Annotated in this window: 20 protein-coding genes; 7 read left to right on the forward strand and 13 right to left on the reverse strand. The window is 71.4% G+C overall.

Going from position 1 to position 22,921, the window contains the following annotated elements; all coding sequences use genetic code 11:
* Nucleotides 1–63 precede the first annotated feature (63 nt).
* The 11 genes from ABZW18_RS03045 to ABZW18_RS03095 form a co-directional block, all read right to left on the reverse strand.
* A complete protein-coding gene (locus tag ABZW18_RS03045; RefSeq protein ID WP_356181219.1) occupies nt 64–1,188 on the reverse strand; it encodes a polyprenyl synthetase family protein in 1,125 nt (374 codons plus the stop codon).
* Nucleotides 1,185–2,687 (reverse strand): hydroxysqualene dehydroxylase HpnE, encoded by a 1,503-nt coding sequence (gene hpnE, locus ABZW18_RS03050; RefSeq protein WP_356181222.1) that lies wholly within the window; start codon nt 2,685–2,687, stop codon nt 1,185–1,187. The genes ABZW18_RS03045 and hpnE overlap by 4 nt, the downstream gene beginning before the upstream one ends.
* Before the next feature lie 133 nt (nt 2,688–2,820).
* A complete protein-coding gene (gene hpnD, locus ABZW18_RS03055; RefSeq protein WP_356181225.1) occupies nt 2,821–3,783 on the reverse strand; it encodes a presqualene diphosphate synthase HpnD in 963 nt (320 codons plus the stop codon).
* Complete coding sequence (gene hpnC / locus ABZW18_RS03060; RefSeq protein ID WP_356181228.1) at nt 3,780–4,754, reverse strand: squalene synthase HpnC; 975 nt, start codon at nt 4,752–4,754, stop codon at nt 3,780–3,782. Before hpnC ends, hpnD begins: the two co-directional genes overlap by 4 nt.
* Before the next feature lie 431 nt (nt 4,755–5,185).
* On the reverse strand, nt 5,186–5,974 hold the full coding sequence (locus ABZW18_RS03065; RefSeq protein WP_356181231.1) for an ABC transporter ATP-binding protein: 789 nt from the start codon (nt 5,972–5,974) through the stop codon (nt 5,186–5,188).
* Complete coding sequence (locus ABZW18_RS03070) at nt 5,967–6,902, reverse strand: ABC transporter permease (RefSeq protein WP_356181233.1); 936 nt, start codon at nt 6,900–6,902, stop codon at nt 5,967–5,969. The genes ABZW18_RS03065 and ABZW18_RS03070 overlap by 8 nt, the downstream gene beginning before the upstream one ends.
* Nucleotides 6,903–7,009: 107 nt before the next feature.
* The gene (locus ABZW18_RS03075) at nt 7,010–7,927 is read right to left on the reverse strand and encodes a glycosyltransferase (protein ID WP_356181236.1); all 918 of its coding nucleotides are present in this window, start codon (nt 7,925–7,927) and stop codon (nt 7,010–7,012) included.
* Nucleotides 7,924–8,709 (reverse strand): CDP-alcohol phosphatidyltransferase family protein, encoded by a 786-nt coding sequence (locus tag ABZW18_RS03080; RefSeq protein ID WP_356181239.1) that lies wholly within the window; start codon nt 8,707–8,709, stop codon nt 7,924–7,926. Before ABZW18_RS03080 ends, ABZW18_RS03075 begins: the two co-directional genes overlap by 4 nt.
* Complete coding sequence (locus tag ABZW18_RS03085; RefSeq protein WP_356181242.1) at nt 8,687–9,748, reverse strand: iron-containing alcohol dehydrogenase family protein; 1,062 nt, start codon at nt 9,746–9,748, stop codon at nt 8,687–8,689. Before ABZW18_RS03085 ends, ABZW18_RS03080 begins: the two co-directional genes overlap by 23 nt.
* Nucleotides 9,736–10,473, reverse strand: a complete 738-nt coding sequence (locus tag ABZW18_RS03090; protein WP_356181245.1) for a phosphocholine cytidylyltransferase family protein — start codon at nt 10,471–10,473, stop codon at nt 9,736–9,738. Before ABZW18_RS03090 ends, ABZW18_RS03085 begins: the two co-directional genes overlap by 13 nt.
* Nucleotides 10,470–12,434: a DUF5941 domain-containing protein gene (locus ABZW18_RS03095; RefSeq protein WP_356181448.1), complete on the reverse strand. Its 1,965-nt coding sequence runs from the start codon at nt 12,432–12,434 to the stop codon at nt 10,470–10,472. The genes ABZW18_RS03090 and ABZW18_RS03095 overlap by 4 nt, the downstream gene beginning before the upstream one ends.
* Nucleotides 12,435–13,129: 695 nt before the next feature.
* On the opposite strand from ABZW18_RS03095, the gene galE reads away from it, so the two are divergent.
* The 3 genes from galE to idi all read left to right on the forward strand — a co-directional run bounded on the left by galE (nt 13,130) and on the right by idi (nt 16,075).
* Nucleotides 13,130–14,116, forward strand: coding sequence for a UDP-glucose 4-epimerase GalE (gene galE / locus ABZW18_RS03100; RefSeq protein WP_356181248.1), 987 nt, complete (start codon nt 13,130–13,132; stop codon nt 14,114–14,116).
* 202 nt (nt 14,117–14,318) lie between these two features.
* Nucleotides 14,319–15,263 carry a cation diffusion facilitator family transporter gene (locus ABZW18_RS03105; protein WP_356181251.1) on the forward strand — a complete coding sequence of 315 codons (945 nt, stop codon included), beginning with the start codon at nt 14,319–14,321 and terminating at the stop codon, nt 15,261–15,263.
* Between the two features lie 191 nt (nt 15,264–15,454).
* A complete protein-coding gene (gene idi / locus ABZW18_RS03110) occupies nt 15,455–16,075 on the forward strand; it encodes an isopentenyl-diphosphate Delta-isomerase (protein WP_356181254.1) in 621 nt (206 codons plus the stop codon).
* 177 nt (nt 16,076–16,252) lie between these two features.
* Here idi and ABZW18_RS03115 read toward each other — a convergent pair whose 3' ends face one another.
* A complete protein-coding gene (locus ABZW18_RS03115; protein ID WP_356181257.1) occupies nt 16,253–16,774 on the reverse strand; it encodes an ATP-binding protein in 522 nt (173 codons plus the stop codon).
* Between the two features lie 368 nt (nt 16,775–17,142).
* Here ABZW18_RS03115 and ABZW18_RS03120 point away from each other — a divergent pair, with 368 nt between their 5' ends.
* From ABZW18_RS03120 to ABZW18_RS03135, 4 genes are all read left to right on the forward strand, one after another.
* Nucleotides 17,143–17,892 (forward strand): enoyl-CoA hydratase/isomerase family protein, encoded by a 750-nt coding sequence (locus ABZW18_RS03120; RefSeq protein ID WP_356181260.1) that lies wholly within the window; start codon nt 17,143–17,145, stop codon nt 17,890–17,892.
* Complete coding sequence (locus ABZW18_RS03125) at nt 17,889–18,083, forward strand: hypothetical protein (protein ID WP_356181466.1); 195 nt, start codon at nt 17,889–17,891, stop codon at nt 18,081–18,083. Before ABZW18_RS03120 ends, ABZW18_RS03125 begins: the two co-directional genes overlap by 4 nt.
* A 117-nt stretch (nt 18,084–18,200) precedes the next feature.
* Nucleotides 18,201–18,320 (forward strand): LPFR motif small protein, encoded by a 120-nt coding sequence (locus ABZW18_RS03130; RefSeq protein WP_356181451.1) that lies wholly within the window; start codon nt 18,201–18,203, stop codon nt 18,318–18,320.
* An 88-nt stretch (nt 18,321–18,408) separates the two neighbouring features.
* Nucleotides 18,409–20,829 (forward strand): Tex family protein, encoded by a 2,421-nt coding sequence (locus ABZW18_RS03135; RefSeq protein WP_356181263.1) that lies wholly within the window; start codon nt 18,409–18,411, stop codon nt 20,827–20,829.
* 312 nt (nt 20,830–21,141) lie between these two features.
* Here the strand turns inward: ABZW18_RS03135 and ABZW18_RS03140 are convergent, their stop codons facing one another.
* The gene (locus ABZW18_RS03140; RefSeq protein ID WP_356181266.1) at nt 21,142–22,779 is read right to left on the reverse strand and encodes an ABC-F family ATP-binding cassette domain-containing protein; all 1,638 of its coding nucleotides are present in this window, start codon (nt 22,777–22,779) and stop codon (nt 21,142–21,144) included.
* Nucleotides 22,780–22,921 lie beyond the last annotated feature (142 nt).

A 22,921-nucleotide genomic window follows, 5' to 3' on the forward strand; every position in this document is an offset into this window, starting at 1 on the left:
TCCCCGTGTCGAACAACGAGGGAGAGCGCCGGCCGGCGACTGCGAGCTATATGAGGTTGTTGTTCATCGCCGGCGTACGACCACGAAGTCCGCGAGCGCCACCAGCTGTTCCCGGATCCCGGCGGGCATCTCCACCCGGTTCAGCGCCTCGATGGCGGAGGTGTGCTGCCTGCGGGCCTCCTGGCGGGTCCACTCACGGCCGCCGGCCTCCTCGATCAGGGCCGCCCGGGTGGCGAACGCCTGCTCGTCGAAGCTCTCCAGGTCGGCGCTCTTGGCGTCGGCCGCGAGGAGCTCGGCGAGCCGCTCCGAGGCGGCACCGCCCTCCGCGAGGGCGGCCACGACCGGCAGGGACTTCTTGCGCTGCCGTAGGTCGCTCCAGGTCTGCTTGCCGGTGGACTCCGGGTCGCCCCAGATGCCGAGCAGGTCGTCGACGGCCTGGAAGGCGAGGCCCAGGTGGTACCCGTACGCCTCGAGGGTGTCGGCCGTACGGTCGTCGGCGCCGCCGAGGACCGCGCCGATGGAAACGGCGCAGGCCAGCAGGGCGCCCGTCTTGTTGCCCTCCATCTCCAGGCACTCCTCGACGGTGACCCGCTCGCGGTGCTCGTAGGAGATGTCCTGTGCCTGGCCGTCGATGAGCTTGCGGGTGGCCGCGGTGAGCCGACGGGTCGCGCGTCCTGCCTCGACGGTGCCCAGTTCGAGCAGGATCTCGCCGGCGAGCGCGAAGAGCGCGTCGCCGACGAGGATGGCCTGGGCCGGGCCGTGCACCTTCCATACGGTGTCGCGGTGCCGGCGCTGCTCGTCGCCGTCCATCAGGTCGTCGTGCAGCAACGAGAAGTTGTGCACCAGCTCCACGGCGACGGCGCCGGGGATGCCGACCTCGGGCGGGGAGCCCGCGGCCTCGGCGGACAGCAGGGCGAGCGCAGGGCGCACCGCCTTGCCGCCGTCGGCGTCGGAGGGGCGGCCCTCGGCGTCGATCCAGCCGAAGTGGTAGGCGGCGACGGTGTCCATCGGCGGCGCGAGCCGGTCCACCGCAGCACGGAGCACCGGCGTGGCGAGTGTCCGTCCGCGCTCCAGCAGCGCGGTGACGCTCGCAGTGTCGATGGCCGCTTTCTCCGAAGACACGATCTCTCCTCTGTCTCCTGCCGTTCCGGTGGTCCGGGGCTCTGCCCCCTGTACAAACGCGTTCATGCCGCCTCCTGCTGGGGGTGCCCCCGCCGGACGGTAGGGGGAGGGTCGAGATTTGGGCGGCCGATCTCGGCGAGCGCCGCTTCCGCCGCGGTGATCCCGCTGCGGACGGCGCCCTCCATGGTGGCGGGCCAGCCGGTGTCGGTCCAAGCGCCGGCCAGATAGAGGCCGGCCGCGCGGGTACGGGCCGCCGGCCGGAGCCTACCGACTCCCGGTGCCGGGGCGAACGTCGCCGTGCGCTCCCGGGTGACGAAGAAGTCTCGCACCCGCGCGCCCCGCGCGGCGGGCAGCAGCCGCTCCAGCTCGGGCAGGTAGCGCTCGCGCAGCGCGGCGACCGGCGTGTCGATCTCGCTGTACGCCGCGGACTGGGACAGGGCCAGATACTGGCCGCCGCCGGTGAGCCCGGAGGCCTCCGTACGGTCGAAAACCCATTGGACCGGGGTGCCGAGCGCGGCGAAGAAGGGGCGGCGCAGCACCTGACGGTCGTAGACGACATGGAGGTTGAGGATCGGCGAGCTGCCGATGGCGAGGAGCTGGTCCGGGTCGTCCAGGGCGCCGTCGGGCAGCAGCCGGTGGGTCTCGCGCTGCGGTACGGCGAGGACGACCGTGTCGGCGTGCAACGGGTCGCTGGGCCGGCTGCCGGAGTTGAGCCCGATGCGCCAGCCGCCGTCGGAGGCCGGGGTGACAGCCTGGGCGCGCGTCCGCGGCAGCGTCCGTACTCCCGCCGTGTCCAGGGCCGTACGGGCGAGGGTGTCGTGCAGCTCGCCCAGCGGGACATGGGACCAGCCGATGTCGGCCGCGCCCGGCTCGGAGAGCAGGCCGGTCCTGAACACCATGGCGGCGAGCCCCAGGGAGGCCTGTCCGGCGCGGGCGTTGAGCGTGGCGACACCGACGAGGTCCCAGAGCGCTTCGACGGCGCGCGGGGACTGGCCCTGGCGGTGCAGCCAGGTGCCGAAGTCGGTGCCGTCCAGCGCCGGGTCGGCCGGGTCGAGGCCCTTGAGGGCGAGAGCGGCGCGGGCGACCTGGGCGCGCTCGGCGAGCGAGAGGTGCGGGTAGCGGGCGAGACTGCCCGCTAGGTGCAGGGGGACGGGCAGCGCGGTGCGGCGCAGCCGGCCGAGCCGCCGAGCCTCCGGCCGGCCGACGTCGAGCACAGGTACGTCCAACCGCTCCTGCAGCGGCGCGAGAGCGCTGCCTCCGATGCGGTCGAGGAACCAGCGGTAGCGGGAGCAGCAGCGCAGATAGACGTGCTGGCCGTTGTCGACGCTCAGCTCGCCGGCAGGACCCTCCCGGTGGAAGGAGGAGGCGAGGCCGCCCAGCCGGGGGCGTCCTTCGAGCAGCGTGACGCGCAGGCCGGCGTCGGCGAGAGCGAGGGCCGCGGTGATTCCGGCGATTCCGCCGCCGATGACCACTGCACTGCGCCGCCCGGCCGGTGCCGCCGCCCCGTCGTCGTGTCCTGCCGCGCTCGCCCCGATCCTGTCGGGCTGCATACGGTCCACAGTCATCGCCCCTCCCCTGCGGCCGCACCGTAGTGGCACCGGGCAGCCGTCTCCGTCAGTGACGCGGCGGTCCCGCGGAGGGTTGCCCTCCGGCTCAGGACTTCGGTCCGGAGGTGCGTCGGCGTGTGCGTCGGCGGCATCAGGCGCGCCTCCGCAGCGTATGCCGGGAAACCTGCCGTGCGTCGAGACCGGACAGGCCGCGCACGGCGACGTACGCCTTCTCGCGCCCCGGGAGTGAGACGCGCCCGCGCAGCACCGCCTCCGGGTCGCGGGAGATACGGTCGAGGAGCCGCCGGTAGATGCCGGCCATCGCGGCGACACAGGCACCGCTGCGCCGGTCGAGCATCGGCAGCAGCTGGAACCCGGTGCCGAACAGGGCACGCGCGCGCCGGACTTCGAACTCGACGAGTCCGGTGAAGTCGGAGCCCTCCGGCGGCTCGGAGCCGTGGAAGCCGGCAGAGCAGCCGAACTTGGCGAGATCCTCGGCGGGCAGATAGGTGCGGCCGCCCGCGGCGTCCTCCCGTACGTCCCGGAGGATGTTGGTGAGTTGGAGGGCGAGGCCGAGCGTATTGGCGTACTCGGGGGCGCGTTCGATGTCGCGTGCGCCCGGGTCCGCGGCGGTCACGGTGCCGAACACGCCGAGCGAGAGGCGGCCGATCGCACCCGCGACGCACCGGCAGTAGACCTGGAGGTCGTCCCAGGTCCCGTAGGTCTCGCCGCGCACATCCATCAGTACGCCGTCGATGAGTTCGTCCAGACCGCCGAGCGGGATCGGGAAGCGCTGCGCGGCGTGGGCGAGCGCGACGGCGACGGGGTCGGTGTCGTCGGGGTCGACCCGGCCGTCGCGGATGCGGCCGAGCAGATCGCGAGTGTGCTCGAGCCGGGCGTTCTTGACATCGGGGGCGAGGTCGCCGTCGCCGATGTCGTCGACCCGGCGCGAGAAGGCGTACAGCGCCGACATGGCCTGCCGCTTCTCGGTCGGCAGCAGCCTGATGCCGTAGGCGAAGTTGCGGGCCTGCTGTCCGGTCACGGCCTCGCAGTAGCTGTACGCAGCGAGCACCGGCGCGGACGCGTGTACGGATCCGTCCACGGTCCGGCTCACCCCTCTCTTCGCAGTGTCGCCCCCACCTCGCGCACGAGGTCGAGCTTGGCGGGCTTGGGCGGTCCGGGGAGTACGTCGTGGCCGGCGACGGCGATCGCCTTGAGGGCGGCGCGCCCGCCGGCCACGAAACCGGCGAGCAGCAGCTTGAGCCTGCCGTGGACGCTACCCACCAGCGGGGTGCCTTCATCCAGTAGCCGACCGGCGCGTTCGGCCTCGTACGCGACCAGGGCGCGCACCTGTGCGCTCCCCGTCGGCGCGGCGAGAGCGGACTCCTCGACGCCGAAGCGCTTCATGTCCTCGGCGGGGAGGTAGATCCGGTCGCGGCCGAGGTCCTCGGCGACGTCCTGGAGGTGCTCGACGATCTGCAGCGCGGTGCAGATCGCGTCGGAGCGCCGTACACGCTCGGGGGTGGTGGTGCCGGTGACACCGAGGACGAGCCGGCCGACCGGGTTGGCGGACAGCTCGCAGTAGCCGAGCAGGTCGTCGTACGTCGCGTACCGGCGGACGCGCTGGTCCTGGCGGTTCGCCTCGATAAGGCCCAGGAACGGCTCCGGGGTGAGACGGCAGCGGCGGACGGTCGGCCGGAGCGCGTGGAGCAGCGGGTGGCGCGGGCCTTCGGCGGAACTGTCGAAGATCCGGTACATGTCGGCCTCGAAGGCATCGAGCATCGCGGGCCGGTCGTCGGCCTGTGCGCGGGAGAGGCCGAGCAGTTCGGCGTCGATGCCCCCGGGTGCGAGGTCTCCGTCACCGATGTCGTCGACGAGCCGGGCGTAGCCGTAGACGGCCATCAGGTCGGTGCGCCAGGCGCGGGGCAGGAAGAAGGGCGCGACGGGGAAGTTCTCGTGGGCGGCCTTGCCGAGTACGGCGCGCGTGTGTCCGTCCCCTCCGTCCGCGGCCTTGGGCCCGGGATGCCCGGCCGCCGCCACCCTTCGGGGAAAGGCGCTCCGCGCCCGTGGCATGTCGGCGGTCATCGCCGTCTGCCCGGTGAGGCGCTCTCCTGGACGGTGCCCCAGCGAAAGACGGCGCAGGTGCCTCGGAGCCGGAGAGTACCCGTAGCCATAGCCGTCACATCTCCCGTTCTACACTGCCGACCCAGAACATCCTATTTCGGACACGCCGCCCGCCCGCCTGCGGCGATTCCCGCTATTTGATGCGGGTACCGAGCAGTACCGCCCGACTTGCCGCGAATCAGCACCGGTACAGCTTACGCCGTACAGCACCTCCGGGCGCGCGCGGGTGAGAACCCCGTCCGCTCAACACAGGACGGTGGGTCACCCTTCCCTGAAAGAGGGCGAGTTGGGGCGCGGAGCGGGCGCGCCGGACCGTCCCGGGCCGATCGGACCACGGCGAGGCCCCCACCGGGAGGGCGGAGGCCTCGTGAATTCGCGGTGCGGGGAGCGGATTACTTGCCGCTCTCCTTTTCGTAAGCCTTGATGACCTCGTCGGTCGGGCCATCCATGACGAGCTCGCCCTTTTCCAGCCACAGCACCCGGTCGCAGGTGTCCCGGATCGATTTGTTGTTGTGGCTCACCAGGAAGACCGTACCGGCCTCCTTGCGCAGCTCCCGGATACGCTCCTCGGACCGCTTCTGGAACTTGCGGTCACCGGTGGCCAGCGCCTCGTCGATCATCAGGACGTCGTGGTCCTTGGCCGCCGCGATCGAGAACCGCAGCCGCGCCGCCATGCCGGAGGAGTAGGTCCGCATCGGCAGCGTGATGAAGTCGCCCTTCTCGTTGATGCCGGAGAAGTCGACGATGCCCTCGTAGCGAGTCCTGATCTGCTCGCGTGACATTCCCATCGCGAGCCCGCCGAGGATGACGTTCCGCTCGCCGGTGAGGTCGTTCATCAGTGCCGCGTTCACACCCAGCAGGGACGGCTGGCCGTCGGTGTAGACCTTGCCGCGCTCCGGCGGCAGCAGCCCGGCGATGGCGCGGAGCAGGGTGGACTTGCCCGATCCGTTCGAGCCGATGAGGCCGATCGCCTCGCCCCGGTACGCGGTGAAGGTGACGCCGCGCACCGCGTGCACCTCCCGCATCCCGGGGGAGCTGCCCTTGCGGCCGATCATCCGGCTCAGGGCCGCGGTCGCGCTGCCCCTGCCCCGGGTGCCGCCGTTCACCCGGTAGACGATGTGCAGCTCGTCCGCGATCACGGTGGGGACATGTTCCTCGGAGACACCGATCTGCTCAGCCACGGCCGTACCGCTCCTCAGCCTTCCAGAAGTACACAAAACCGCCGATGCCCGCCAGGAGCGCCCAGCCGATGGCCAGGGTCCAGACGTGCGGCGGCAGATTCTCCCTGCCGTAACCGTCGATCAGGGCGAACCGCATCAGGTCGATGTAGACGGAGGCCGGGTTGGCCAACAGCACATCGGCGAGCCAGCTGGGGGCGTGAGCCCTCTCGAGCATGTACGGCAGGCTGTACATCACACCGGACCCGTACATCCAGGTCCGCAGGATGAACGGCATCAGCTGCGCCAGGTCCGGGGTCTTGCTGCCCATCCGGGCCATGATCAGCGCTAGGCCGGTGTTGAAGACGAACTGCAGCGCGAGCGCCGGGACGACCAGGAACCACGACCACATCGGGAAGTGCCCGAAGCCCGCCAGGATGATGACGAGCACGATCATGGAGAACAGCAGCTGCTGGAGCTGCTGGAGCGAAAAGGAGATGGGCAGCGAGGCGCGCGGGAAGTGCAGCGCGCGGACCAGCCCGAGGTTCCCCGAGATGGCGCGCACACCGGCCAGAGCGGAGCTCTGGGTGAAGGTGAAGACGAAGACACCCGTCACCAGGAACGGGATGAAGATGTCGTTCTCCATGTCACCCCGGCCGCCCAGCAGCAGACCGAAGATGAGGAAGTAGACGGCGGCATTGAGCAGCGGGGTCGCGACCTGCCACAGCTGGCCGAGCTTCGCCTGGCTGTACTGGGCGGTCAGCTTGGCCTGCGAGAAGGCCAGGATGAAGTGCCGCCTCCCCCACAGCTGCCGGACGTACTCACCGAGACCCGGCCGGGCCCCGCTCACAGAGAGCCCGTACTTGGCGGCGAGCTCGGCCGGGGACAGGCCGTCGTCGGGGGATGGCGGGGCGCTCACCACAACCGCACCGTCATGCGTTGTCTCACTCACAAGTGGAAACTTTCGTCTTCAGGATGCGCAGCCGGATCGGGGCGTGGGCAGGCCTGGGGCGAATGCCGCGTCCCGGGACACGCCCGATGCTCTCAGACACGAGCTTGTCAGATGACAGGAGGTCGGCCCAGTCGGGTCAGCCGCCATACCGTACGCCACTTCATGGGACGGCGGGGACCGCACGGAGCGGTCCAGCCCTCCTTGAAGCCGCCCAGCCAGGCCCGGAGCGCGGGCCTGGAAGGCCGGCGGGCCAGCGTGAGCAGCAGCCATACGCCGAGATAGACAGGGACGAGCAGGGCAGGGAGATTACGGCGGGCCAGCCAGACCCGGTTCCGGGCGACCATGCGGTGGTAGACGGCATGCCTGCTGGGGGCGGTCGTCGGATGGAAGAGCACCATGTCGGAGCGGTAGTCGATCATCCAGCCCGCGTCCAGGGCCCGCCACGCGAGGTCGGTCTCCTCGTGGGCGTAGAAGAAGTCGTCCGGCAAGCCGCCGACCTGCTGGAATACAGCAGTGCGCACCGCGTTCGCGCCGCCGAGGAAGGTGGTCACCCGGGAGGAGCGCAGCGGGTCGGCGGCGCGCAGCCGGGGTACGTGGCGGCGCTGGGTGACGCCGGTGTCGGGGTCGGCGATCCGGAAGCTGATGATGCCGAGCTCCGGGTCGGCGGCGAACGCCTCACGGCACAGCCGCGCGGTGTCGGTCTGCGGCAGCAGGCCGTCGTCGTCGAGGAAGAGCAGCACGTCGACGTCGCTGCCGCCGGGGCCGAAGGCCTCGATGCCGATGTTACGGCCGGCCGGGATGCCCACGTTCTCGGGCAGCTCCACGGTCCGTACGCCCTCGGGCAGCTCGGGCAGCGGGGAGCCGTTGCCGACCACGACGACCTCGACCCGATCGCCCTCCTGCTTGGCGACGGAGTCGAGCAGCGCACGCAGCTCGTCGGGGCGGTTGCCCATGGTGAGGACAATCGCGCCGACCTTCGCCGGAGGCCGTCCCCCGGGAGACCGCTGCGGGCCGCCGGCGCTCATCGCAGCCTGCTCGATGCGAGGATGCTGACGAGGTGCAGCACCGTCTGCAGCACCGCGACGGCCGCGAGCAGGGCGACGGCGATCCGCGTGAAGAGCAGGTCGCCGTGGACGTAGTCCGCGATACCGGCGGCCAGGATCAGCAGGGACGCCTCGACGCCTCCGACGAGCCGGTGGAACTTCAGCGCGGCGGCGGCCTTGCGGGCCAGCGCCAGGCCGGAGGACCGCGGGGTGGACGCCTCGTCCTGTACGGCCGAGAGGCCGCTGCGGGACCGGGCGACGTCGACCAGGTCGGTCTCCGCCTTGATCAGGATCGCGCCGAGGGCGGCGAGCGTGCCCAGGAAGGCCCACAGCCACTGGGTCGGCTCACCGCCGGTGTGGAAGATGTCCGCCGCTCGGATACCGAAGCCCACCAGCAGAGCGGCCTCGCTGAGGTAGTGCCCGATCCGGTCCAGGTAGACCCCGGTGATCGAGGTCTGCTTGCGCCAGCGGGCCAGCTCGCCGTCAACACAGTCCAGCAGCAGATAGAGCTGGATCAGAAGCGCGCCGAGGACGGCCCCGGTGAGGCCCGGGACCAGCAGGGCCGCGCCCGCCGCGACGCCCGCGACGATCATCAGGCCCGTGTACTGATTCGGCGTGATCTTGGTGTCCACCAGGAGCCGGGTGCATCGCAGCGAGATCTCCCGCATATAGATGCGCCCGGCCCAGTGCTCACCGCTGCGCCGGTCCTTGAGTCCACCGGGGTGGACGACCGGACGGAGCTCAGCTAGCGATGGCTTTGGCATAGTCGGCGAATGCGTCCCTGATCTGGTCGGTGGACAGGTCGAGGTGCTCGAGGATGGTGAAGCGCCCGGGCCGGGTCTGCGGTGCGTACTCCACCGCCTTGACGAACTCGTCCTCGTTGAAGCCGATCTCCTGCGGGAGCACCGGCAGCCCGTGCCGGCGCAGCACCTCGGCGAACAGACCCGAATCGTCGTGCGCACCGCGCAGGTGCATCGCGAAGGCGGCGCCGATGCCGACCTGCTCGCCGTGGAGCGCGGAGCGCTTGGGGTACAGCAGGTCGAACGCGTGGCTGATCTCGTGGCACGCGCCGGACGACGGGCGGGTGTCCCCGCTGATCGACATGGCGATGCCGGAGAGCACCAGCGCCTCGGAGAGGACGGTGAGGAACTCGTCGTCGCCGGTGCCACCGGGGTGCCGGAGCACGGACTCGCCGGCCGTACGGGCCATCGCGGCGGCCAGCCCGTCGACCGGCTCACCGTTGATGCGGTGGGACAGCTCCCAGTCCGCGATCGCCGAGATGTTGGAGATCGCGTCGCCGATTCCGGAGCGGACGAACCGGACCGGGGCGTCGCGGATCACATCGAGGTCGATGACCATGGCGATCGGGGTCGGGACACCGTACGAGCCGCGGCCGTTGTCATTGTCCAGGATGGACACCGGCGAGCAGATGCCGTCGTGCGACAGGTTCGTCGCTACGGCGACCATCGGCAGGCCGACCCGCGCCGCGGCGTACTTCGCGACGTCGATGATCTTGCCGCCGCCGAGGCCGACGACCGCGTCGTAACGCTTGCCGCGCATGGCGTCGGCGAGCTTGACCGCGGAGTCGATCGTGCCGTCGCTCACCGGGTACCAGTCGGCGCCCGGCAGTACGGGGGACAGCTTCTCGCGCAGCGCCTGCCCGGAGCCGCCGCTGATCGCGATCGCCAGCTTCCCGGAGCTGGAGATCCGCTGGTCGGCCAGGAGACCCGCGAGATCGTCCAGTGCACCCGTGTTGATGTCGACGACGACCGGGGACGGGATGAGTCGGGTCAGTACTGGCACGCGATCTCCCGGCCCTTCGCGAGGTCGTCGTGGTTGTCGATCTCGACCCACTTGAGGTCGCCGATCGGCGCGATGTCGATCTTGAAGCCGCGGTTGACGAGCTCCTGGTAGCCGTCCTCGTAGTAGAGGTCGGGGTCGCGCTCGAAGGTGGTCTTCAGCGCGTCGGCCAGCTCCTCGCCGGCCTCGGGCTCGATCAGGGTGACACCGATGTACTCACCGGTGGCGTCGGCCGGGTCCATGAGCTTGGTGATCCGCTGGACGCCCTTGTCGGGGTCCACGACGACCTTCATCTCCTCGTCGGCGAGCTGCTTCACCGTGTCGAGGGCGAGGATGATCTTCTGGCCCTGGCCGCGGGCCTCCAGCAGGGTCTTCTCGACGGAGACCGGGTGCACGGTGTCACCGTTGGCGAGGATCACGCCGCCCTTGATGACCTCACGGGCGCACCACAGGGAGTAGGCGTTGTTCCACTCCTCGGCCTTGTCGTTGTCGATCAGAGTGAGCTTGAGGCCGTACTTCTGCTCCAGGGCCTCCCTGCGCTCGTACACGGCCTCCTTGCGGTAGCCGACGACGATCGCGACCTCGGTCAGGCCCACCTCGGCGAAGTTGCCGAGAGTGAGGTCGAGGACGGTGGTGTCTCCGTCCACCGGCACCAGAGCCTTGGGCAGGGTGTCGGTGTAGGGGCGCAGACGCCGTCCGGCGCCGGCTGCCAGCACGAGGCCGATCATGCGGGTTCTCCTGATTCGTCGTGTACTGCGGGTGCCCCTGAGGACACCCAGAAGCGGATGCTCTCGAAGAGCACCCCCAGCGCGAGGACCGCGGCAAGTGCCGTCAGCGCGATGGTGAAATCTGTGTCGTGCAGCAGGGCGGCGGCGATCGTGACCACCAGAATCCGCCCCTCGTGCCCGCCGATCGCCCGCACCAGCCAGTGCGGGGGCGCGCCGGTGCCGCCGCGGATGCGGTACACCGTGTCGTAGTGATGGTAGGCGACGGCGGCCACCAGTCCGAAAGCAGCAGGCAAGGCACCGTTCACCTCGGAGCCGGCGGCAAGGACCAGGATGGTCGTGTATTCCGCTGTGCGGAAGAGCGGTGGCACGAGCCAGTCGAGCGGGCCCGTGAGCGGCCGGGCGACGGCCCATCCCGCGCAGAAGGCGTAGACCAGGGCGGCCAGGACGACCGCCCAGCCGTCGAGCCACTGGAAATAGGCGCTGACCAGCAGGATCGCGGTACCGAGCGCGGCCACGACCGGAGCGGAGTACGCCCCGGCCGGTGCCTTGCGGCCGGGGCCCGCGGCGACGGCCTCGGCGATCGGGCCGGAGTCCGCGAGGTCGGCGAGCGCCTGGGCGGCGCGGTCCGTCCTCCCCCGGTGCTCAACGCCTGGGGGGACCCCCACGGCCTTGCGCGTCAGCGAGCGGAGAACGCGGCCCGCGGTGGTGTAGCAGGCGGCGAGCGCACAGCCGGCCAGCAGGACGTAGAAGACGGTGCGAGGCGTGGCCACGGCCGTCAGAACCGCGATCATCGCCCACCGCTCGCCGATCGGGAGGACGATCATCCGGCGCACCCACACCGTCCAGCCGACCCCGTCGAGCCTTCCCGAGAGGGCGGCGGTGGGGCTGGTGTTGGCCACCGCGTCGTGGTTCGCCTCGTTGAAGGAGAAGTCCACGACATGGCGGCAGGTCTGGAGCACCATCGCGCCGAGGGCGAGCGCCCACACGTCGTCACCGCCGCGGGCCGCACCCAGGGCGAGACCCGCGTAGTAGGCGTACTCCTTGGCACGGTCGAAGGTGGCGTCCAGCCACGCGCCCATCGTCGAGTACTGCAGCGAGTAGCGGGCCAGCTGGCCGTCGGTGCAGTCCAGCACGAAGGAGAAGAGCAGCAGGGCGCCGGCGGCGACGTATCCGCCGCGGGTTCCGGTGGCGGCGCAGCCGGCCGCGATCAGGGCGGTGAGCAGGGACGCGGTGGTGACCTGGTTGGGGGTCAGACCGCGGCGGGCGCACCAGCGGGCGATGTAGCGGGAGTACGGACTGATGAAGAAGGTGGTGAAGAAGCCGTCGCGCGACTTCACAGAGTTCCGCAGCCGCACCCGCTCGTCGTCGACTCCGTCGACGACGGCCTGCGCCTCGGCTCGCTCCGCGGGGGTCACGGGCACGGCGGCGACGAGTACGCCCAGCTCGGGGCGGTGCACGGGGACACCTGCGGCGTGCAGTGCGGCGGCAACGGCGTCCGGCAGGCTGCCGGGCGCGGAGGCCTCCGCGCCCGGCAGCCCTGCGTCCTGCCGCCCGGCGTCCCGCTGTCCCGCGTCCTGCCGGCTCTCCGTCCGCTCCGGGCCCGCCGCCGTTGCCGCCGGTCCGCCGGTGGCGGGCCGGGTGGCGGTTTCCTGACGCGCCGCCGTCCGGGTCGACCGGTCGCCCGCCCCCGGCTGGGCCGCGCTCCCGGCGTCCGTGTTCGTGGCGGCCGCGGGGGCAGGGGCGCCCGGGTGCCCGACGCCGGGCTCCGCCGCGGGCGCAGCCGTGCGAGCCAGCGCGGCGAGCAGCGCGGGCCGGGCCTCGGCCTGGACCGTCACGGCTCCGGACACCGCTGACGCCGGAAAACGGGGGTCGGTCAGAGCCAGCCGCAGCGCGTGCCGGTGAGCCGTCAGACGGGGGTCGACCAGAGTCGCGCGCTCCGTGGCCGGAAGGGCGGTGACCAGGGTCACCAGTTCATCGTCCGCCGCGGCTGCGACCACGTCGAAGCCCAGCGACCGCAGGTCGCCCTCGAGCTGCGACCCGGCGACCGGCGGACCGGTGAGGATTGCGGTCGGCAGACGAACTCACTCCTTGGAAGCTGGCATGGCCGCCCCGTGACTCAGGGGTGTACGGGCAGCGCTCGTGGCACGCCCCGGCTCCGTGGCGGGCGGGCGGCACGTCGGCAGAGGCTATCGGATTCTCGGAAGCGACCGTTCATCGCCTGTTTACGCCCGGATAAGGCCGTAGCGATGCGGAAGTCGACCGACGAAGATCCACCTCAGCATCATGGTCGATCGCAGCCACTGAGGACAAACGCTGCCGGATCCCCTTGGCCGGCGGGGCCTGCTCCCGAGCGGCGCCGGGCTGCCGGGTGTGCGGGGCCGCGGCGTTCTGTACGGGCTGTACGGGAGCCACCCCCGTCCCGGTCGACGGCCGGGAGCCATCCGCCGGGAGTCATCTGGAGGCGGAGGATCGTCCTCCGCCGCCCGGTCGGCCATGCCGCGGGCCGACGGCGGGCCGCTGCTGCTCCGACGACTCCGACGACTGCGGCAGCTCCAGCGGCCCCGACAGCTCCGGTAACGCCGTCGGGTGCCGGACAGGGCCCCGGCAGAGCCGCCGACCAGGCGCGACAGCCGAATCAGGCCGTAGGCTGCCGGGCATGACGTGGCTGATCACAGGTGGAGCCGGGTACATCGGGGCCCATGTGGCGCGGGTGATGGCGGACGCCGGCGAGGACGTCGTCGTACTGGACGACATCTCCGCGGGCATCCCCGAGCGGCTGCCGGAGGGCGTCCCGCTGGTCAGTGGCACGGTGCTGGACCGCGAGCTGCTGGACCGTACGCTCGCCGGGCACCGCGTCAACGGCGTGGTGCATCTCGCAGCCAGGAAGCAGGTCGGGCAGTCGGTCGAGCAGCCGCTGCACTACTACCGCGAGAACGTGCACGGTCTGGGGACCCTGCTGGAAGCGGTGGTCGCAGCCGGGGTGCGGCGCTTCGTCTTCTCCTCCTCCGCCGCCGTCTACGGCATGCCGGATGTGGACCTCGTCACCGAGGACACCCCGTGTCTGCCGATGAATCCGTACGGCGAGACCAAGCTCACGGGCGAGTGGCTCGTACGGGCAGCCGGCCGGGCCCACGGAATCGCCACCGCCTGTCTGCGCTACTTCAACGTGGCGGGCGCCGCGCGCCCCGAGCTGGCCGATACCGGGGTGTTCAACATCATCCCGATGTACTTCGACGCGCTGACCCGCGGCGAGGCCCCGCTGATCTTCGGCGACGACTACCCGACCCCGGACGGCACCTGCATCCGGGACTACGTCCATGTGTCCGACCTTGCCGATGCCCATCTCGCCGCCGCCCGGCGTACGGCCGCCCAGCGGGAAGCGGGCGATCTGACGGTGAACATCGGCACGGGCCGCGGTGTCTCCGTCCGGGAGCTGGCCGATCTGATCGCGGAGATCACCGGCCGTACGGAACCGGCGGCGAAGGTCGTCGGACGGCGGCCCGGAGACCCCGCGCGGGTGGTCGCCTCCGCGGAGCTGATCTCCCGGGAGCTCGGCTGGACCGCCCGGCACGACGTACGCGAGATGGTCGAATCCGCGTGGCAGGGATGGTGCCTGCTCCACCCGGAGGCACGTTCCCGCTGATCGGGAGCCGATCTCCTAGCCGATCTCCGAGCCGATCTCCGCGCTGGTTTAAAAGTGCAGGTCAGAGCATATGACAACGGTGTTCAGTGCCGTGTTGCCGGGTTCCCACCGGCAGTAGTTGACTGTGCTGTGACAGGCCGCGACCGCGGCGAGCGGCCGGCATCCACCGGCCCAGTCGTCAGCGACCCGGGAGGCAGCCGGCATGGGGGCAGGGCACGACCACGGACACTCGCACGGCCCGCCGCCCGGCACCACGGGCACCGCCGCGGCGGCGTACCGCGGACGGCTGCGGATCGCGCTGTGCCTGACCCTCACCGTGCTCGTCGCGGAGGTCATCGGCGGCGTCGTCACCGGTTCCCTGGCCCTGCTCGCCGATGCCGGGCACATGGCGACCGACGGCGTCGGGCTCTCGATGGCGCTGCTGGCCATCCATTTCGCCAACCGCCCGCCGAGCGAGCGCCGCACCTTCGGATACGCGCGTGCCGAGATCCTCGCCGCGGTCGCCAACTGCCTGCTGCTGTTCGGCGTCGGCGGCTTCATCCTCTACGAGGCCGTGCGACGGCTGATCACCCCGCAGGAGCTCGAAGGCGGGCTGACCGTCGTCTTCGGTCTGATCGGCCTGGCCGCGAACGTAGTGTCGCTGGCCCTGCTGATGCGCGGCCGGCGGGACAGCCTCAACGTCCGCGGGGCGTTCCTGGAGGTGATGGCCGACGCTCTGGGCTCGCTGGCGGTCATCGTCTCGGCGGCGATCGTGCTGGCGACCGGATTCCGGCAGGCCGACCCGATCGCCTCGCTGGCGATCGGCCTGATGATCGTGCCACGGGCCTGGAGGCTGCTCCGCGAGGCGCTGGACGTACTCCTCGAGGCGGCCCCGAAGGATGTGGACATGGCGGAGGTCCGATCGCACATCCTGGCCCTGCCGGGGGTCGAGGACCTGCACGATCTGCATGCGTGGACGATCACGTCCGGCCTGCCGGTGCTCTCCGCGCACGTGGTGGTGAGGGAGGACGTGCTGGACGCGGTCGGGCACGAGAAGCTGCTGCACGATCTCCAGGGGTGCCTGGGCAAGCACTTCGATGTGGAGCACTGCACATTCCAGCTGGAGCCCGTCGGGCACGCCGAGCACGAGATCAAGCTCTGCCACTGAATCCGGGCGCCCCGCGCCGCGCCGTCCGACAGGTCCGTCCGACAGGACCGTCCATGTCCGCGCCGTCCCGGGCCGAGCTGGGCGTATCAACCGCCAATCGGGTTGACCTGCGCGGTGAAGGGCACCGCTACGCCCCTTTCGTGCGGCAGACTTGACCTTTGTAGCTTCGAAAGCCCACCCGAAGGATGGCCATGCCGACCACACCAGCCCCCACGGCGGAATTCTCGTCGAACGGCTCCAGCCCCTCGAACGGCGCCGAAGCAGCGATCATGCTCGAACTGGTCGACGAGAAGGGCAGGACGATCGGCACCGCGGAGAAGCTCTCCGCCCATCTGCCCCCCGGCCGGCTCCACCGGGCCTTCTCCGTGTTCCTCTTCGACGCCTCCGGCCGGCTGCTGCTCCAGCAGCGGGCTCTGGGGAAGTACCACTCCCCCGGCGTCTGGTCGAACACCTGCTGCGGGCACCCCTACCCGGGCGAGGCACCCTTCGCCGCCGCCGCCCGGCGTACGGCGGAGGAACTGGGTGCGTCCCCTTCGCTGCTGTGCGAGGCCGGCACGGTCCGCTACAACCTCCCGGACCCGGAGTCGGGGCTGGTGGAGCAGGAGTACAACCACCTGTTCGTGGGCCTCATGCAGTCCGAGCTGAAGCCGGATCCGGAGGAGGTCGGCGAAACGGCCTTTGTGACCGCCGCGGAGCTGACAGAGCTGACGGGGCTGGACGAGGGGCGGCCGTTCTCGGCCTGGTTCATGACCGTGCTGGACGCGGCACGCCCGGCGATCCGCGAGCTGACCGGCCCGTCGGCCGGTTGGTGAGCGGGTGACCCGGGTGGCAGCGGGTGACCCGGGTGGCCGGGGGTCCCAGGTGGCAACGGGGGGGTGACCCAGGTGGCCGGGGGTGACCCGGGTGGCCGGGGTGAGCGAGTGCGGGTGAGCGAGTGCGCCGGGTCACTCGCTCACCGGGTCACCCGGATGTGCGCAGGCCCCTCCAGGTCACCTCGGCCTCATCATCGCGGCGGGGTTCAGCGGCAGCGCCGCCCAGATCACCTTGCCACCGCTCGCGGTGTGCTGGACGTCGCACACACCGCCCGCCTCCGCGGTGATCGCCTTGACGAGCAGCAGGCCCCGGCCGCCCGTCTGGCCCTGGTCCGCGATCAGCGCCTTGGGCCGGTACGGATGGTTGTCCTCGACCCCGACCCGTACCCAGTCGGCGCCCACGGAGATCTCCACCGCGATCTCCGGGGAAAGCACGGCCGCGTGCCGTACGGCATTGGTGACCAGCTCGGAGACGATCAGCAGCAGGCCCTGGACGACGTCCCGCTGGACCGGGACCCGCTGGTTACGCAGCAGATCGCGGACCGCATGCCTGGCATGCGGGACCGAGGAATCCAGGGCCGGTGCCGTGAATCGCCAGACCCCTTCGTACGGCAGTGAAGCCGTCAGCCCGTCCGCAACCGGGGCTCCGGACACCGCCGCCCGTCCCGAGTCGGACGGGACGCTCCCGCGGATCTCCATGATCGGCACCCTCCCTGGTCCTCGACATGGGGGACCCCACGACCTCGCGTGAGGATCCCGCAGCCCTGCCGCCGCACCGGCGGCAGGCATCAGGCGTCAGGCATCCGTCACGGGTGCGACGGCGGATTCCGCCTCACACGTCGAGTGTTGGGAACATATTGGTCCGTACCGGCCAGCTGACAAAAAGTCAGCACTTAATCGACGGGTTCTGCTCGGGTTCGCTTAACCGCATGAGCAGTGCGACTGGTCCTGTCTGTCCTGCTCCGCCTTCAAGCAACTTCCTTTTCGGTCGGGCCCGCCGGTGAGGAGGAGCGGCGCGACGAGGAGGCCGGCGGATGGGTCCGGCCCGGGCGGATAGCATCCGGCGCATGGAGCCCGGACTGCAGCTGGATGTCGCCGACGGTGTCGCGACGGTCGTCATACACAACCCCGCCAAGCGCAATGCCATGACCACCGCGATGTGGCGTGAGCTTCCAGGCCTCCTGGACGGTTCGGCCGCCGATCCCGCCGTCCGGGTCCTGGTGCTGACCGGCGCGGGGGACACCTTCTGCGCGGGCGCCGACATCGGCTCGCTCCAGCAGTCGGCGGGCGAGTCGCAGGGACTCGCGGTGGAGGCGGAGGAGGCACTGGCCGCCTTCCCCAAGCCGACCCTGGCCTCTGTACGCGGCTACTGCGTGGGCGGCGGCAGCCAGCTCGCCGCCGCCTGCGATCTGCGATTCGCCGCCGAGGGGTCGTCCTTCGGAGTCACGCCGGCGAAGCTCGGCATCGTCTACCCGGCGACGTCCACCCGACGGCTGACCGAGCTGGTCGGTCCCGCGACCGCCAAGTACCTGCTGTTCTCCGGCGAGTTGATCGACGACGAGCGCGCGTTGCGGACCGGCCTGGTGGACGAGCTGCTGCCCGGCGAAGCGCTGGACGAGCGCGTGGCGGCGTTCACCCGCGTCCTGGCGTCGCGGTCGCTGCTCACTCAGGCGGCGGCCAAGGAGTTCGCGAACGGGCCCGCGGGGCCGGAGCGGGTCGCGCACTGGGCGGCGCAGGCGCGCGGCAGCGGCGACACCGCGGAGGGGGTCGCCGCATTCCTGGAGCGCAGGGCACCGCGCTTCACCTGGTCGGGGTGAGCCTTTCCGGGGAGAGGCTTTCGGGGTGCGGGCCGCCTCGAATCGAGGAGGAGACGGACCGGCTCGACCGGGCCCCGTACGAGCATCTGGGCGAGGCCGGGGTCGCGCGGCTCACGGAGCTGACCGGCGGCTGGACGATGACGGCGCTGAGCGCCGGCGCGTTCCCGGAGGGCCTCATCGGCAAGGGCTGAAGCGGCCGGGGGAATGGTGGGGCGAAGGGCCGGGACGGGCGAGGCACGTTTGCGGTGGGGCTGCGCGGCAACCAGCGGGCCACAGTATTTTCCGTGAACGACGTCCAGGAGGACATTGTGTTGCGCGCCATCGCAGACGTACTTCGCGCCATCGGCGGCACCCTCGCCGCCGTGGTGACGCTCCCCTTCCGCGCCCTCGCGAGGCTGTTCGGCGGCGCTTCCCGCTCTGCCAGGTAAGCGGGGCACCGCCGGGTCTGAACCCCAGTCTGTCGGCGCCACCTGCCACAATGCAGGCACCAGCGCAACGACAAGGCGGAACGGGATCGTGACGACGTCGATCGAGAGCAGGATCGCCGAGGAACTCGGCGTACGGGAACGACAGGTGGAAGCGGCCGTCGAGCTGCTCGACGGCGGGTCGACCGTGCCGTTCATCGCGCGCTACCGCAAGGAAGCGACCGAGATGCTCGACGATGCGCAACTGCGCACGCTCGAGGAGCGGCTGCGCTATCTGCGCGAACTCGAGGAGCGGCGCACCGCGATCCTCGAGTCCGTGCGGTCGCAGGGCAAGCTCGGTGAAGCGCTGGAGGCGCAGATCCGGGCCGCGGACTCCAAGGCCCGGCTGGAGGACATCTACCTCCCGTTCAAGCCCAAGCGCCGCACCAAGGCGCAGATCGCGCGAGAGGCCGGGCTCGACCCGCTGGCCGACGGGCTCCTCAGCGACCCGTCGGTCGAGCCGCTCGCCGCCGCGGCCGCCTTTGTCGATCCGGACAAGGGCGTCGCGGACGCAGCCGCCGCGCTCGAGGGCGCGCGGGCGATCCTCACCGAGCGGTTCGGGGAGGACGCCGACCTGATCGGCGAGCTGCGCGAGCGGATGTGGGGCAAGGGCCGGCTGGCCTCGAAGGTGCGGGAGGGGAAGGAGGAGGCGGGCGCCAAGTTCGCCGACTACTTCGACTTCTCCGAGCCGTTCACCGAGCTGCCCTCGCACCGGGTGCTGGCGATGTTCCGCGGGGAGAAGGAGGAGGTCCTCGACCTCGCTCTGGAGCCCGAGGAGCCCTCGCCGGAGCCCGGTCCGACCTCGTACGAGCGGGCCATCGCGCGGCACTTCGGCATCGCCGACCGCGGCCGCGCGGGCGACAAGTGGCTTGCGGACACGGTCCGCTGGGCCTGGCGCACGCGCGTACTGGTCCACCTCGGCATCGACCTGCGGCTGAGGCTGCGGCAGGCGGCCGAGGACGAGGCCGTTCGCGTCTTCGCCTCGAACCTGCGCGACCTGCTGCTCGCCGCACCGGCCGGCACCCGCGCCACGATGGGCCTCGACCCCGGTTTCCGTACGGGCGTGAAGGTGGCCGTCGTCGACGCGACCGGCAAGGTCGCCGCGACCGAGACCATCTATCCGCACGTGCCGCAGCAGAAGTGGGACGAGTCACTCGCCAAGCTGGCCGTGCTCGCGCGCGAGCACCGCGTCGAGTTGATCGCCATCGGCAACGGCACGGCCTCCCGTGAGACGGACAAGCTGGCGGCCGATCTCATCGCGCGGCAGCCGGAGTTGAAGCTGACCAAGGTGATGGTGTCCGAGGCCGGGGCCTCGGTGTACTCGGCGTCCGCCTTCGCCTCGCAGGAGCTGCCCGGGTTGGACGTGTCGCTGCGCGGCGCGGTGTCCATCGCACGGCGGCTGCAGGATCCGCTGGCCGAACTCGTCAAGATCGACCCGAAGTCGATCGGCGTGGGCCAGTACCAGCACGATCTGTCCGAGGTGAAGCTGTCGCGCTCCCTCGACGCGGTGGTCGAGGACTGTGTGAACGGCGTCGGTGTCGACGTCAACACGGCGTCCGCACCCCTGCTGGGGCGGGTCTCGGGCATCGGCGCGGGTCTCGCCGAGAACATCGTGGCGCACCGCGACGCGCAGGGTCCGTTCCGGACGAGGAAGTCGCTCAAGGACGTGGCCCGGCTGGGCCCCAAGGCATACGAGCAGTGCGCCGGCTTCCTGCGGATTCCCGGCGGCGAGGACCCGCTGGACGCGTCGAGCGTGCACCCCGAGGCGTACCCCGTGGTGCGCCGGATGGTGTCCTCGGCGGGCGCGGACGTGTCGACGCTGATCGGCAACACCGGGGTGCTGCGCGAGCTGAGGCCCGAAGACTTCGTGGACGAGTCCTTCGGTCTGCCGACCGTCACCGACATTCTCAAGGAGCTGGAGAAGCCGGGGCGCGACCCGCGGCCGGCCTTCAAGACCGCCACCTTCAAGGAGGGCGTGGAGAAGCTCGGCGATCTCGCGCCCGGGATGGTCCTGGAGGGTGTCGTCACCAATGTCGCCGCGTTCGGCGCCTTTGTGGATGTGGGTGTCCATCAGGACGGGCTCGTGCATGTCTCGGCCATGTCCAAGACCTTCGTCAAGGACCCGCGGGATGTGGTGAAGCCGGGTGACATCGTCCGCGTGAAGGTCATGGACGTGGACATCCCGCGCAAGCGGATCTCGCTGACGCTGCGGCTGGACGACGAGTCCGCGTCCGGCGGGGGCGGCGGGCGTACGAGCGGTGGGCGTACGAACGGTGGCCGCGGTGAGCGTGATCGCGGCGGTCAGCGGGAGCGAGACCGCGGCGGCGACCGCGACTCGGCACGTGCGCCGCAGCAGCGACAGGGTCGCGGCGGCGGACGCGGCGGGAGCGGCGGGCGGGAGGCCGCCCCCGCGAACGGCGCGATGGCGGAGGCCCTGCGTCGGGCGGGACTGGTCGACCCGAAGGGCCGCTGAGCCGGACAGCGCCGCATGGTCCGAGGCTGGCTCGCCGTGCCGGCGCGCCTCGGACCGCTCCGGAGCCGGCTCGCGCATCCAGCGGGAGATCGACCGGTTCCAGACCGAGGAGAGCCGGCGGATGCGGGTGCTGCTGTGCGGATCGGCGATGCCCGTCATGGGCGGGCTGCTCGCGAGCAGCCCGCCCTTGCGGGGGCGCGCGCAGCTGGAACTCGTCGTGCGGCGGGCAGCTGGAACGTCGTGCGGCCCTTCGGGTACCGGGCGGCGGCCGATTCTGGGGGGACGGCAGCCCAGCCGTTGCGAGTCCGGGAATTACGTCGCGGTCAGCTTGCCGTCGGCGAGTTCCAGGCGTCTGGTGGTGTGGACCGCGTCGAGCATGCGGCGGTCGTGTGTGACGAGGAGCAGCGTGCCGGGGTAGCTCGAAAGGGCGGATTCGAGCTGCTCGATGGCGGGCAGGTCGAGGTGGTTCGTCGGCTCGTCCAGGACCAGGAGGTTTACGCCCCGGCCCTGGAGAAGGGCGAGGGCGGCCCGGGTCCGCTCGCCCGGTGAGAGCGTGGACGCGGGGCGCAGGACGTGGGCGGCCTTGAGGCCGAACTTGGCCAGCAGGGTGCGGACCTCCGCGGGCTCCGTGTCCGGGACCGCCGCGGCGAAGGCGTCCATCAGCGCTTCGTCGCCGAAGAAGAGGCCCCGCGCCTGGTCCACCTCGCCCACCACGACGCCCGGGCCGAGCGCGGCCCGGCCTGCGTCGAGCGGGATCCGGCCGAGCAGAGCGGCGAGGAGAGTGGACTTGCCGGACCCGTTGGCTCCAGTGATCGCCACCCTGTCGGCCCAGTCGATCTGCAGATCGGCCGGACCGAAGTGGAACGCGCCGCGGCGCACTTCCGCGCCGTGGAGTGTGGCCACGACCGCCCCGGAGCGCGGTGCGGCGGCGATCTCCATCCGGAGTTCCCACTCCTTGCGCGGTTCGTCGACGACCTCCAGCCGTTCGATCATGCGCTCGGTCTGGCGGGCCTTGGACGCCTGCTTCTCGCTCGCGTCGGAGCGGAACTTCCGGCCGATCTTGTCGTTGTCGCCCGCCTTGCGCCGGGCGTTCTTGACGCCCTTGTCCATCCACCCGCGCTGCATCCTGCCCCGGGCCTCCAGGGCGGAGCGGGTGTCGGCGTACTCGTCGTACTCCTGGCGGGCGTGGCGCCGGGCGACCTCGCGCTCCTCCAGGTAGGCCGCGTAGCCGCCGCCGTAGATGTTCACCTGCTGCTGGGTGAGGTCGAGTTCGAGCACCTTCGTCACCGTGCGGGTGAGGAACTCACGGTCATGACTGACGACGACCGTGCCCGCGCGAAGCCCGGTGACGAAGGACTCCAGCCTGTCCAGCCCGGCCAGGTCGAGGTCGTTCGTGGGCTCGTCGAGCAGGAAGATGTCGTAGCGGCTGAGGAGGAGGGACGCGAGCCCGGCGCGGGCGGCCTGGCCGCCGGAGAGGGCGGTCATCGGACGGTCGAGACCGACGGTGAGGCCCAGGCTGTCCGCCACCTCCTCCGCGCGTTCCTCCAGGTCCGCGCCGCCGAGGTCCAGCCAGCGCTCCAGCCCGGCGGCGTACGCGTCGTCGGCGCCGGGCGCGCCGTCGACCAGAGCCTGGGTGGCCTCGTCGAGAGCCGTCTGGGCGGCGGACACGCCGGTGCGCCGGGCGAGGAACTCCCGTACGGTCTCCCCCGGCCTGCGCTCGGGCTCCTGCGGCAGATGCCCGACGGTCGCCGTCGGCGGGCTCAGCCGCAGGCCGCCGTGCTCGGGGGTGTCGAGTCCGGCGAGCAGGCGGAGGAGGGTGGACTTTCCGGCGCCGTTGGCCCCGACGAGACCGATCACGTCCCCGGGGGCGACGACGAGGTCGAGCTCCGAGAAGAGCGAGCGGTCGCCGTGTCCGGCGGCGAGGTCCTTGGCGACGAGGGTGGCAGTCATCAGACGGACGATCCTAGCCAGCGGACCCGCGTACCCGGCGCTCGGCCTGACCGGAGCCGCCGCCGGGGCCCGTACCGTCGCACCCGGAAGGCGATGAGCTGTGCCAACACTAGGGCCATGGCTCCCAGGCGCGTCATGAGGG

Origin of the sequence: Streptomyces sp. NPDC004647 (assembly GCF_040609575.1) — a bacterium.
Lineage (GTDB): Bacteria > Actinomycetota > Actinomycetes > Streptomycetales > Streptomycetaceae > Streptomyces.